A 12,191-nucleotide genomic window follows, 5' to 3' on the forward strand; every position below is an offset into this window, starting at 1 on the left:
AGAGTGAGGCTGATCACCAATGGGACGGGTCACCGAGCGCCGCCGCGTCATCCGCATCCGGGACGGAGCGGTCTCCACGCGCCCCGACACCCTCGTCGCCGAGGAGCCGCTGGAGATCCGTCTCAACGGCAAGCCCCTCGCCATCACGATGCGCACCCCGGGCGACGACTTCGCGCTCGCGGCGGGTTTCCTGGTGAGCGAGGGGGTCCTCGCCACGGCCTCGGAGCTGCAGTCGATCGTGTACTGCGCGGGGGCCACGGTCGACGGCTCGAACTCGTACAACGTGGTGGACGTGAGGCTCTCGCCCGGCACCCCCGTCCCCGACATCACCCTGGAACGCAACGTCTATACCACCTCCTCCTGCGGCCTCTGCGGCAAGGCCAGCCTGGACGCGGTCCGCACCACCGCCCGCCACCCCATCGCCGACACTCCCCCGGTCCGCGTCGAGCCCGAGCTGCTCGCCGCACTCCCCGACCGGCTGCGCGCCGCGCAACAGGTCTTCGACCGGACCGGGGGGCTCCACGCGGCGGCGCTCTTCTCGCCACAGGGCGAGCTTCTGGATATACGGGAGGACGTGGGCCGCCACAACGCGGTCGACAAGCTCGTCGGGCGTGCCCTGCAGAACGATGACCTCCCGCTCTCCCAATGCATCCTGCTGGTGTCGGGACGGGCCTCCTTCGAGCTGGCCCAGAAGGCGGTGATGGCCGGGATCCCGGTCCTGGCCGCCGTCTCGGCGCCGTCGTCGCTGGCCGTGGACCTGGCCGCCGAGACCGGGCTCACCCTGGTCGGCTTCCTGCGCGGCCAGAACATGAACGTGTACGCGGGCGACGAGCGCATCGCCCTGCACACCGGGGTCTGAGCGCCCCGCTGCACGGGTCGGTGGCCGAGCCGGCGGGGAGCGCCCCCTGCGCCGGCCGGCCCACGGCCCGCGCCCGTTAGAGTGAACGCGGGCCGTGACTGGCGCTGAGGTGGATCACCACCGGGGAGCGGACCCGTCGGCTCCGTGCCGTCCGCTGCCGCGCGCCTGGGCGATTCACCACGATCCCCAGGAGCCCCGTATGTCCCAGTCCCCCACGCAGTCCCCGACCCCGGCCGCCCACGCCGCCCGTCTCATGGACGGCACCGCCCTCGCCCGCACGACCCTCGCGGACGCCGCCGCCTCCGCGGCCGGGATCCGCCGCCGCACCGGGGTGACCCCGTGTCTGGCGACCGTGCTGGTCGGCGAGGATCCGGCCTCGGTGACGTACGTGAAGATGAAGCAGAACCGCTGCGCCAAGGCCGGGATCGAGTCCCGCCACATCGCGCTCCCCGCCACCATCACGACCGCTGAACTCGTCGCCGCGGTCACGGAGTTGTCGAACGACCCCACCGTGCACGGCATCCTGCTGCAGCACCCGGTGGGCCCGCACATCGACGAGCGTGCCGCCTTCGAGGCGATCGACCCGGCCAAGGACGTCGACGGGGTGACCATGCACTCCTTCGCCGCGATGGGCTTCGGCGAGCCAGGCTTCGTCTCCTGCACGCCCGGCGGGATCATGCGGCTGCTCGACGCGTACGACGTCGCCCTCAGCGGGAAGCACGCCGTGGTCGTGGGCCGCAGCGCCATCCTGGGCAAGCCCGCCGGGATGCTGCTGCTCGCGCGGGACGCGACGGTGACGTACTGCCACTCGCGGACCGTCGATCTGGCCGCGCACATCCGGCAGGCCGATGTGCTGGTCGCCGCCGTGGGGAAGCCGGAGTTCATCTCGGGTGCCGACATCAAGCCGGGCGCCGTGGTGATCGACGCGGGCTACAACCCGGGCAATGTCGGGGACGTCCACTTCGAGAGCGCCGCCGGGCGGGCGAGCCTGATCACCCCCGTGCCGGGCGGTGTCGGCCCCATGACGATCGCCGTACTGCTCGCCCAGACCGTCGAGGCGGCCGCACGGCAGTTGAACACCCTCTAGAGTCCCGGACATGGACCTCGCAGACATATCCCGGCTCCTTCCCGGACCCGTGCCCGCGCACCGCACCACGGCGGTACGGTCAGAGGCGTGACGCACCAGCCGTCCACCGCCCAGCGCCGGGTTCTGCGCACCGCCGACCCGGAGTCCGGCCTGCTGCAGGGCCCGGCCCCCGCGCTGGCCGCGCTCGTCGCCCAGGGGCTCGCGGTGCGGCATCCGAGGCCGCCGCACCGGCACTACCTCACCCCGGCCGGGCAACAACTGCGCGAGCAACTGGCCGACGAGGCGGTCCCGTTGAAGTCCGCGGACACCGCCGGGGTGTTCGCGGCCAGGACCGGGACGGGCGGCGAGGGGCCGCAGCCCGACGATCCGGCGCGGCTGCGCGAGGTGCGCAGCGCCTGGGCGGGACTCCTGGAGATGCGGCGGGTCACCAATGCGGACCGGACCGCGGACCGGCCGTGCGCCTGGGAGCGTACGCATCTGACACAGTCGGCGGCGCTCGCCCTGGAGGCGGCCGGCTGCCGCGGCTATCTGGTGGCGGAGACGGCGCAGCCTGAGGCGGTGCGGGTGGCGGGCCCTGACGCGCAGGAGTACGCGGAGGCTCTGGAGGGGGCCGGCTGGCAGACCTCCGCACACCTCGACCGCCGGGCAGGCGCAACGTATCTGCTGGCCTCACCCCGTCGCAGCTGACTCCCCTTCGGACGCTTCTGGCCCTTCGGCTCCGTGCACGACCCTGGCCAGCAGCGCGGTGAGCTGCTCGCGCTCGTGTGCGTCGAGGGGGGCGAGGAGGGTGTCGTTGGCGGCGTCGCCCAGCGCTTCCAGGCGCCTCAGCCGTCTGCGCCCGGCGGCCGAGACGGTGATGGCGTTCTTGCGCCGGTCGGCGGGGTCGGGAGTGCGCGTGACCAGGCCCTCCTGCTGGAGCTCGTTGACGACGGCGACCATGTCCTTGGGATCGATCTTCACCGTGCGCCCCAACTCGGCCTGCGAGACCGGTCCGAGTGCCGCGACCGCGGTGAGCACGGCATGGTGCGCCATCCGCATGCCCTCCTGAGCGAAGGCCTCCGCGACCAGTCGGTGACCGCGGGCGGACGCGCGACCGAGAAGCCAGCTGGGGAGTGCGGTGATGCGCTCCAGGCCGGGCGGTGGAGTGTCGGATGCCATGCCGGAATCCTAGCGCGGAAAACGTTGGACCTCCCAACGAATCTCCACTACCGTTGGTGCTCCCAACGAATGATGCGGAGGCGCCGATGCGACACATACGGCATGACGACGACGGTCTGCACATAGAGAACGCCGCACCACCCGAGCCCGGCCCCGGCGAGCTCCTCGTGCGCACGGAGGCGATCGGCGTCACGCTCCCCGTCGTACGGAAGGTGGCGGCCGGCGAGCCCACCGAGCTCGGTGGAGAGGTCGCGGGCGAGGTCGTCGCCGTCGGGGCGGGGGTGAGCGGGTTCGCGGTCGGCGAGCGGGTCACCGGGCTCTGCTTCAAGGACGGCTACGCCGAGTTCACCGTCCTCACGGAGGCGATGGCCTCCAAGATCCCCGAGGGCGCGAGCGCGGTGGACGCGGTGGCGCTGGTACGGGCCGGGCTCGTCGCCCGCGGTGCGTACGAGGCCGCCGGGCATCTGGCCGGCGAGTCGGTCCTGGTCACCGCCGCCGCGAGCGCGACCGGGCACATCGCGCTGCAACTGGCGCGCCTGGGCGGGGCGTCGCGGGTGGTGGCCGCCGTCGGCTCGCCGGACAAGGCGGAGTTCGTACGGGGTTTCGGGGCCGACGAGGTCGTGACGTACGGACAGGAGAACTGGGGCGAGCCGGTCGATGTCGTCCTGGACGCCGTCGGCGGAGCGCTGCTCTCCCCCGCGATCGCCGCTCTCGCACCGAACGGACGCCTGGTGGCGTTCAGTTCGGGAGGCGGCACGATCCAGGCCTACGACCTGCTCGTCGGCGCCAAGACGGTCATCGGCTTCCAGATGGCGATGATCGCCCGCGAGCAGCCCGCCCGTTACGCGGCCTGGCGCGAAGGGCTCTGGGATCTGCGCGGCGCGGGAAAGATCCGTACCGCCGTCGCGGCCCGCTTCCCTCTGGAAGACGCCGCGAAGGCGCACGAGCTCATCGTCTCGCGCGCCAACCTCGGCAAGGTGGTGCTGGTCACCGGGCCATAGCGGGGACCTGCGCGGCCGTCTCCTCCACCTCGGGGAGCGGGTCGCGCGAGCGTCGCTTGGCGATGACCGCGCAGACCATCAGCTGCATCTGGTGGAAGAGCATCAGCGGCAGGACGGCGAGGGAGGCCTGCGCCCCGAACAGCACGCTCGCCATGGGCAGTCCGGCCGCCAGGCTCTTCTTCGACCCGGCGAACTGGATCGCGATCCGGTCACCGCGCCCGAAGCCGAGCCGCTTGGCCCCGTACCAGCTCAGCGTGAGCATCGCGGCGAGCAGCACCGCCTCCACCGCCAGCAGTCCGAGCAGCCGTACGAAGCTGACCTGGCCCCAGATGCCCTGCACCATGCCCTCGCTGAAGGCGGTGTAGACGACGAGCAGGATCGAGCCCCGGTCGACGTACCCGAGGACCTTCTTGTGCTTGACGAGGAAGCCGCCGACCCAGCGGCGCAGCAACTGCCCGGCCAGGAAAGGCACCAGGAGCTGCGCCACGATCTTCAGCAGCGAGTCCGCGGAGAAACCTCCCCCACTGCTGCCCAGGACCAGCGCGGCCAGCACCGGGGTGACGACGATCCCCGCGAGCGAGGAGAAGGAGCCCGCGCAGATCGCCGCCGGGACGTTGCCGCGCGCGATCGAGGTGAAGGCGATCGACGACTGGATGGTGGAGGGCACCAGGCACAGGAACAGCAGCCCATTGGCGAGTTGGGGCGTCAGGACGAAGGGCACGAGGCCCTTGGACGCCAGCCCCAGCAGCGGGAAGGCCACGAACGTGCAGGCCAGTACGGTCAGATGGAGCCGCCAGTGCCGAAGCCCGTCCATCGACTCCCGGGTGGAGAGCCGCGCCCCGTAGAGGAAGAAGAGGAGCGCCACCGCTCCGGTCGAGGCCCCGCCCGCGATGTCGGCGGCCCCGCCGCCGGCCGGCAGCAGTGCTGCCAGGGCCACGGTGGAGATCAGGGCGAGGATGTACGGATCGATCGGCAGCCAGGACGGAAGCTGCAACGTGCGGCGACTCATGAGCTCCACTTGCTCTCGTGACGACCTCGGACAGGTGCGTGGCCTCCCCATCCTCCTCTCTCGGCCCATGATCGGGAATCCTGCATACCACTCTGACTGTCATCACGTTCTGCGATAACGTCGGCGTATGTACGATCCCGCGCAGCTCCGCACCTTCCTGACCGTCGCGCAGACCCTGAGCTTCACCCAGGCCGCCCACCGCCTGGGCCTGCGCCAGTCCACGGTCAGCCAGCATGTGCGCCGGCTGGAGGAAGCGGCGGGACGCACCCTCTTCACCCGCGACACCCACAGCGTGGAACTGACCGAGGACGGCGAGGCGATGCTCGGTTTCGCCCGCACGATCCTGCAGGCCAACCAGCGCGCGGCGGCCTTCTTCGCCGGATCCAGGCCGCGCGGGCGGCTGCGCTTCGGCGCCTCGGAGGACTTCGTCCTCACCCGCCTCCCCGAGATCCTCGAATCCTTCCGCCACGACCACCCCGAGGTGGACCTGGAGCTGACCGTGGGGCTCTCCGGCACGCTGCACAAGGAGCTGGAGGCGGGCCGCCTCGACCTGGTGCTCGCCAAGCGCCGCACCGGCGACACCCACGGCGAACTGGTCTGGCGCTCCCCGCTCACCTGGATCGGCGCCCCGCGCCTGCGCATCGACCCCGACCGCCCGCTCCCGCTGATCCTCTTCCCGCCGCCCGGCATCACCCGCGCCCGCGCCCTTGAGGTCCTGGAGCGGCACCAACTGCCCTGGCGCATCTCCTGTACGAGCACCAGCCTGAGCGGACTGATCGCCGCGGCCCGCGCGGGCCTGGGCGTCATGGCACACACCCGCGGGCTCATCCCGCCGGGGCTGACCCAGCTCCCGGCGCGGGCCGGTCTTCCCGATCTGGGCGACGTGGACTTCGTACTGCTGCAGGGGCGGGAGGCGGGCGGGGCGCGGGAGGCGGCGCGGGCGCTGTCCTCGGCGATCCTGGCGGGCGCGGATCGGCTGCACCGGCAGCTCTAGGCTCCGACAGGTCTGGGCTCGGACAGGTCTGGGCTCCGACAGGCCTGGGCTCCGACAGGCCTAGGAGAGGCCGCGGCCCGGGCGGCCCTCCTCGTAGCTCAGCTGCTTGATGCGGCGCAGGATCGGCGACGTCTCGATGTGCTGGACTCCTTCCAGCTTGCCGAGCCGCTCGCTCAGGTAGGCGTACAGGGCGGCCGAGTCGCGGCAGACGATCGTCGCCAGGATGTTGCACGGCCCCGCCGATGCGGCCGCGAACGCCACCTCGGGGTGGTCGGCCATCGCGCGGCCCACGGCGTCGAGCGATGCGGGCGCCGCGGTGATCCAGAGCAGGGCGAACATGCGGAAGCCGAGGGGTTCGGCGTCCAGTTGCACGTCCACGAAGAGGTCGCCGGATGCGAGCAGTTGGTCGAGACGGCGGCGAACGGCCGTCTCCGAGCGGCCCGTTGCCTTCTGCAGTTCGGCGAAGGTGGCGCGGCCGTCGTGTTTGAGGGCGGTCACCAGCGGCTCGTCCTCGGGTGAGAGAGGAGCACCGGCCGTCCCTTCGGCGTACTGGGGGGTGAGTGCCGCCACCTGTTCGGCGCTCAGCGCGCCGCTCTTGCCGAGCCAGCCCTGCGGGCCGCCGTAGAACCGGTGCATGAGCTGGTGGTCGCGGATGTCGGTGATGCTCGGGGTGCGCGGGAGCTTGCCGAGGATCAGCTCGTCGTCCGCCTCGCGGGTGCGGGCGAGCGTCATGCACGCCACTTCCGTTCCACCGGAGGACAGCACGATCCAGGCGGTGTCGGGGCGGCGGGCGAGCGCCCGGGCGATGGAGTCCCCGGCGTCCGGGGTGCAGCGCAGCCGCAGCATCCGCCAGTTGTCCCGGTCGAGGGCGGAGATGTCCCGGACTCCGATCAGCCGCAGTCCGGTCTCCGTGCGCAGCCGTCGGTAGCGGCGCGCGACGGTCTGGTCCGATACGCCCAGGACCGTCGCGATCCGGCTGAACGGGGCCCGGCCGTCGGTTTCCAGGGCCTGGAGCAGTTGCAGGTCCAGGTCGTCGAAGGTGGCGGCCGGTGCGTGGGATTCCACTGACCCGTCCCTGCTCTCTGTCGGATTCCGGCGAAAACGTGAAAGCGCCTGGTGATTATCGGCGTCAGGGCCCGATCGTACGGAGGCAGGTTCGGATTCGTAAAGGGAGAACATCATGCGTAAGTGGGGGCCGCTCGTCGCGGTGTGTCTCGGAACGTTCATGCTGCTGCTCGATGTGTCGATCGTGATCGTCGCGCTGCCCGACATGGCGGGGTCGCTGGGCGCATCGCTCTCCGATCTCCAGTGGGTCATCGACATCTACGCGCTGGCGCTCGCCGCGCTGCTGCTCGGCGCGGGCGCCGCGGCGGACGTGACCGGGCGGCGGCGGATGTACGTGGCCGGGACCGGATTCTTCGCCGCGGCCTCGCTGGCGTGCGGTCTGGCCACCGGTCCTTCGATGCTGATCGCGATGCGCACGCTGCAGGGGGTGGGCGGGGCGGGGATGCTCGCGACCACGCTGTCGCTGCTCGGCGCCGCCTATCAGGGGCGGGACCGTTCGTTCGCGCTCGGCATCTGGGGTGCGGTGAGCGGCGCGGCCGCGGCGCTGGGGCCGATTCTGGGCGGGGCGCTGACCCAGGCGCTGGACTGGCGGTGGATCTTCTTCGTCAACCTCCCGGTGAGCGTGGCGGCGATCTGGCTGACGCTGAGGACGGTGAGCGAGTCGCGCAGCCCCGCGGGGCGCCGGGTCGACTGGGCGGGCACGGTGGTCTTCGCGGTGTTCGCGGGCGCGCTGACCTTCGCCGTGGTGCGGGCCGGGGAGGACGGCTGGGGATCGTTCCGTACCGTGGCCACCCTCGCCGTCGCAGCCCTCGCCCTGGCCGCCTTCGTCGTGGTCGAGCGCAGGGCCGCGCAGCCGCTGCTCGATCTCTCGCTGCTGCGCCGGCCGTCGTTCGTCGTGATCATGGCGGGTGCGATGGCCTTCAACGCCGCGGCGTTCGGTGTCTTTCCGTATCTCTCCATCTGGCTCCAGACGCTGCTCGGCATGAGCCCCGTCAAGGCCGGTCTGGCCCTGATGCCGCTCGCCGGGGCCGCCTTCGTGGTGGCCGCGGTCGGCGGGCGGCTGCTGCACGGGGTGGAGCGCCGGTACCTCATCGGGGGCGGTCTGCTGCTGATCGGCGGAGGCACGCTGGGGCAGGCGGTGCTCGGGGCCGGGTCCGACTGGACGGCGCTGCTCGCCGGGCTGACCGTGGCCGGGTTCGGCGTCGGGCTGGTCTCGCCCGCGCTCGGGGGCGCCGCGCTCGCGTCCGTACCCGCGCACAGTGCGGGGATGGCGGGTGGGGCGGTCAACACCGCACGGCAGCTCGGTTACGCGCTGGGGGTCGCCGTCTTCGGGACCGTACTCACCTCACGGATGACGGATGATCTGGACGGTTCGGCCCGGGCGGCGCACGCGCTGGCCGGCGGCGGGGCCGCGACGCTGCGGCCCGGGATCCCCGATCATGTCCTGCACACCGCGTTCGCCTCGGGTCTTGACGCGGCGCTGCTGGCCGCGGGGGCGGTCGCGATTCTCGCCGGGTTCGCCGTGTTGCTCTTCCTCCGGACGCCCGCACCCGTGGCCGCGGCGCAGGCCGGGCCCGTGCTGCAGCCGGCCGCTCCGGTAGCGCGTCCGTGATGCGGGCGTACAGATTCCGTGGAGATTCCGGTCCGGGGAACTTACCGTTCGGTCAGGAGTGCGCCCGACGCTTCCCCATGTGGGCAGGTTTCCGCCGCTGACCTGTGGGGATTCCGTATCGCCGGGCACAATGCCCCCTCTCCCGCCGGACGGCGCGGTGAGGTAGCGTCACGGCGCTGTGCGGAGCGTCACATAGGAGCAGGTCATCTTGCGCGAGTTCACTGTCCCACCCATGGCGACGGCGCCTCAGGTAGGCGGACTGGCGGACGTCGTGTTCGACCATGCCGAGGCGGACCCCCATCGGGTCGCCCTCGGACGGAAGGCCGACGGCCGCTGGACCGACGTGTCCTCGGCACAGTTCCGCGACGAGGTGCTCGCGCTCGCCAAAGGGCTGCTCGCCGAGGGCGTCCGCTTCGGCGAGCGCGTCGCGATCATGGCCCGTACGCGCTACGAGTGGACCGTCTTCGACTTCGCGCTCTGGTCGATCGGCGCCCAGCCCGTTCCGGTCTATCCGACGTCCTCGGCCGAGCAGGTCTTCTGGATGCTGTACGACTCCGAGGTCACCGCCTGCGTCGTCGAGCACGAGGACCACGCCATGACCATCGGCTCGGTGATCGACCGCCTGCCGCACCTCAAGAGACTCTGGCAGCTGGACGGCGGCGTGGTCGACGAGCTGGTCGCCGCCGGCTCGCACATCGACGACGAGGTGGTCGAGCGCCACCGGCGGGCGGTGACCCCCGACTCGGTCGCCACGATCATCTACACCTCGGGGACGACCGGCCGCCCCAAGGGGTGCGTGATCACGCACGCGAACCTGATGTACGAGGCCGACACCATGGTCAAGCGGTGGGAGCCGGTGTTCCACTCGAAGCGCGGGGACGAGGCGTCCACGCTGCTCTTCCTGCCGCTGGCCCACGTCTTCGGGCGGATGGTGGAGGTCGCGACGATCCGCGGGCGGGTCAAGCTCGGCCATCAGCCCGAGCTCGCCGCCAAGGCGCTGATGCCCGATCTGGTCACGTTCCGGCCCACCTTCATCCTGGCCGTGCCGTACATCTTCGAGAAAGTCTTCAACGGGGCGCGCAGGAAAGCCCAGGCCGACGGCAAGGAGGGCCCCTTCGACAAGGCCGTCGACGTCGCGGTGCGCTATGCCGAAGCCATGGAGCACAAGGCGTTCGGGATCGGCCCCGGCCCCTCGGCGGGTCTGCGGATGCAGCACCAGTTCTTCGAGAAGGTCGTGTACTCCAAGGTCCGTGACGCGATGGGCGGGCGGGTGCGGCACGCGATGTCGGGCGGTTCCGGCATGGCGCGCCAGCTCGGTCTGTTCTTCGCGGGTGCGGGCGTCACGATCTACGAGGGGTACGGACTGACCGAGTCGACGGCAGCCGCGACCGCCAACCCGCCCGAGCAGACCCGTTACGGAACCGTCGGTCAGCCGATCCCCGGATCCACGGTGCACATCGCGGACGACGGCGAGGTGTGGGTGCACGGCGCCAACGTCTTCTCGGGTTACCTCAACTCCCCCAAGGAGACCGACGCCGTACTGAACGAGGGCTGGCTGGCCACCGGGGACCTGGGCGCCCTCGACGAGGACGGCTATCTGACGATCACCGGGCGCAAGAAGGAGATCCTGGTGACCTCCGGCGGCAAGAGCGTGTCGCCCGGCGTCCTGGAGGAGCGGGTCCGGGCCCATCCGCTGGTGGCCCAGTGCCTGGCCGTCGGCAACGACCGGCCGTACATCGCAGCCCTGGTCACGCTCGACCAGGAGGCCGTGGACCACTGGCTGTCGATGCACGGCAAACCTCCGCTCTCGGCGGCCGACCTGGTCCGCGATCCCGATCTGGAGACGGAGGTGCGGCGGGCGGTCGTAGCGGCCAACACTCTGGTCTCGCAGGCCGAGTCGATCCGTACGTTCCGGATCCTGGCCCATCAGTTCTCCGAGGAGCACGGGCTGCTCACCCCCTCCCTGAAGCTGAAGCGGCGGGCGATCGAGACGGCGTACAGCGAGGAAGTGGAAGCGCTCTACCGCTGAGGACGTTTCTGACGGGCCGTCAATTGGCGCTGCGTCAGTTATTGACGGTCCATCAGATACCCACGCAGAATGCGGGTCACCCCAGAGGGAGGGACCCCACTGTGTTGCGTTCCGTCCGCACCGCTGCCACGGCCGCCGCCGTGCTGCTGCTCGCCACCGCCTGCAACTCCGCCTCGACGAACGGCACTTCCGGCAACTCCGACAGCAAAGGGAGCGCGGTCCGCGGCGTGACCGCGGACTCCATCAAGGTCGGCGGGATCGTCTCGATGACGACCGCGAGCGGCTACAGCAAGAAGGACACCGACCTCGGGGCGAAGGCACGCTATCTGCGCGCCAACGCGGAGGGCGGGATCAACGGCCGGAAGATCGACTATCTGGGCGCGGAGGACGACGGCCAGGACCCGTCGAAGAACCTGGCCGCGGCACGCAAACTGGTGCAGCAGGACAAGGTGTTCGCCGTCGCCCCGATGAGTTCGATCACCTTCGCGGGCTCCGACTTCCTCGACCAGCAGAAGGTGCCGACCTTCGGCTGGGGCACGCTGCCGTCCTTCTGCGGCCCGAAGCACATCTACGGCTTCAACGGCTGCCTGGTGCCGATGCCGGGCGGGACACTCAACCAGACCTGGCCCGAGGGGCTTTCGAAGGTACTGGGCGGGGCGAAGGGCAAGAGCGTCGCGCTGATCGCCAATGACAGCGACGCGGGCAAGTTCGGGGTGCGGACCTTCGTCCAGGGCTTCAAGGCGGCCGGGTTCAAGGTGGGTTACGCCAAGGCCGCGGTGCCCGCGACGACGCTGCCGAGCGACTGGTCGGCGTACACCAAGGAGATCCTGCGCAGCGGCGCGGGCGGCAAGGCTCCCGACGCGGTGGTCTCCGTCATGCAGACCCCGTACAACATCGGTCTCTTCACGGCGCTCAAGCGGGCCGGCTACAAGGGCGTCATCTCCGACCCGACCGACTACGACCCGGGGCTGCTCGCGAAGGACGCGACCAAGCAGGCGCTGGACGGGGTGCAGGTACTGCTGCAGTTCGAGCCCTTCGAGTCCACCGCCCCGGCGATGCAGCAGTTCAAGGACGACATCAAGAAGGCCGCGGGCGGCAAGGACGTCCCGCTGAACATGCACATGATGACCGGCTACATGTCGGCGGATCTCTTCCTCTCGATCGCCAAGAAGGCCGGAAAGGACCTGACGGCCGAGTCCTTCCAGCAGGCGGCCGCCTCCTTCTCCGACACCGGGACGCTGGTGGGCGACCGCAGCGAACCCAAGGGACAGAAGGAGAGCTTCGGGTGCGGGGCGCTGGTGCAGCTCAAGGACGGGGCGTACCAGGTGACTTCGCCCTTCAAGTGCTATCCCGCGATTCCCTTCAAGTAGTGGGGAC

General features: G+C 71.0%; 11 protein-coding genes and 1 riboswitch. Of the genes, 8 read left to right on the top strand and 3 right to left on the bottom strand.

Features of this window, described 5'->3' with window-relative positions; translation table 11 throughout:
- The first annotated feature begins 19 nt into the window (after positions 1–19).
- From fdhD to AB0H78_RS05710, 3 genes are all read left to right on the top strand, one after another.
- Positions 20–859: a formate dehydrogenase accessory sulfurtransferase FdhD gene (gene fdhD, locus AB0H78_RS05700; RefSeq protein ID WP_363232968.1), complete on the top strand. Its 840-nt coding sequence runs from the start codon at positions 20–22 to the stop codon at positions 857–859.
- Between the two features lie 84 nt (positions 860–943).
- Positions 944–1,037: riboswitch (ZMP/ZTP riboswitch) on the top strand.
- Positions 1,038–1,058: 21 nt separating this feature from the next.
- Entirely contained in the window at positions 1,059–1,946 is an 888-nt protein-coding gene (locus AB0H78_RS05705) for a tetrahydrofolate dehydrogenase/cyclohydrolase catalytic domain-containing protein (protein ID WP_363232969.1), read from the top strand.
- A gap of 87 nt (positions 1,947–2,033) precedes the next feature.
- A complete protein-coding gene (locus tag AB0H78_RS05710; protein ID WP_363232970.1) occupies positions 2,034–2,633 on the top strand; it encodes a hypothetical protein in 600 nt (199 codons plus the stop codon).
- Here the strand turns inward: AB0H78_RS05710 and AB0H78_RS05715 are convergent.
- A complete protein-coding gene (locus AB0H78_RS05715) occupies positions 2,616–3,104 on the bottom strand; it encodes a MarR family winged helix-turn-helix transcriptional regulator (RefSeq protein ID WP_363232971.1) in 489 nt (162 codons plus the stop codon). The two genes, AB0H78_RS05710 and AB0H78_RS05715, sit on opposite strands and share 18 nt — an antisense overlap.
- A gap of 86 nt (positions 3,105–3,190) precedes the next feature.
- On the opposite strand from AB0H78_RS05715, the gene AB0H78_RS05720 reads away from it, so the two are divergent.
- Positions 3,191–4,105 carry a zinc-binding dehydrogenase gene (locus AB0H78_RS05720; RefSeq protein ID WP_363232972.1) on the top strand — a complete coding sequence of 305 codons (915 nt, stop codon included), beginning with the start codon at positions 3,191–3,193 and terminating at the stop codon, positions 4,103–4,105.
- Here AB0H78_RS05720 and AB0H78_RS05725 read toward each other — a convergent pair.
- Positions 4,092–5,114: a bile acid:sodium symporter family protein gene (locus tag AB0H78_RS05725; protein ID WP_363232973.1), complete on the bottom strand. Its 1,023-nt coding sequence runs from the start codon at positions 5,112–5,114 to the stop codon at positions 4,092–4,094. The two genes, AB0H78_RS05720 and AB0H78_RS05725, sit on opposite strands and share 14 nt — an antisense overlap.
- 127 nt (positions 5,115–5,241) lie before the next feature.
- On the opposite strand from AB0H78_RS05725, the gene AB0H78_RS05730 reads away from it, so the two are divergent.
- Positions 5,242–6,108 carry a LysR substrate-binding domain-containing protein gene (locus AB0H78_RS05730; protein ID WP_363232974.1) on the top strand — a complete coding sequence of 289 codons (867 nt, stop codon included), beginning with the start codon at positions 5,242–5,244 and terminating at the stop codon, positions 6,106–6,108.
- Positions 6,109–6,168: 60 nt separating this feature from the next.
- On the opposite strand, the gene AB0H78_RS05735 is transcribed toward AB0H78_RS05730, so the two are convergent.
- Entirely contained in the window at positions 6,169–7,173 is a 1,005-nt protein-coding gene (locus AB0H78_RS05735; RefSeq protein ID WP_363232975.1) for an AsnC family transcriptional regulator, read from the bottom strand.
- Positions 7,174–7,288: 115 nt separating this feature from the next.
- Between AB0H78_RS05735 and AB0H78_RS05740 the strand changes: the two genes are divergently transcribed.
- From AB0H78_RS05740 to AB0H78_RS05750, 3 genes are all read left to right on the top strand, one after another.
- Positions 7,289–8,785, top strand: coding sequence for an MFS transporter (locus AB0H78_RS05740; RefSeq protein WP_363232976.1), 1,497 nt, complete (start codon positions 7,289–7,291; stop codon positions 8,783–8,785).
- Between the two features lie 232 nt (positions 8,786–9,017).
- Positions 9,018–10,814, top strand: coding sequence for an AMP-dependent synthetase/ligase (locus AB0H78_RS05745; protein WP_363232977.1), 1,797 nt, complete (start codon positions 9,018–9,020; stop codon positions 10,812–10,814).
- 101 nt (positions 10,815–10,915) lie between these two features.
- Complete coding sequence (locus tag AB0H78_RS05750; RefSeq protein ID WP_363232978.1) at positions 10,916–12,184, top strand: ABC transporter substrate-binding protein; 1,269 nt, start codon at positions 10,916–10,918, stop codon at positions 12,182–12,184.
- Positions 12,185–12,191 lie beyond the last annotated feature (7 nt).

Origin of the sequence: Streptomyces sp. NPDC050738 (assembly GCF_040654175.1) — a bacterium.
Lineage (GTDB): Bacteria > Actinomycetota > Actinomycetes > Streptomycetales > Streptomycetaceae > Streptomyces.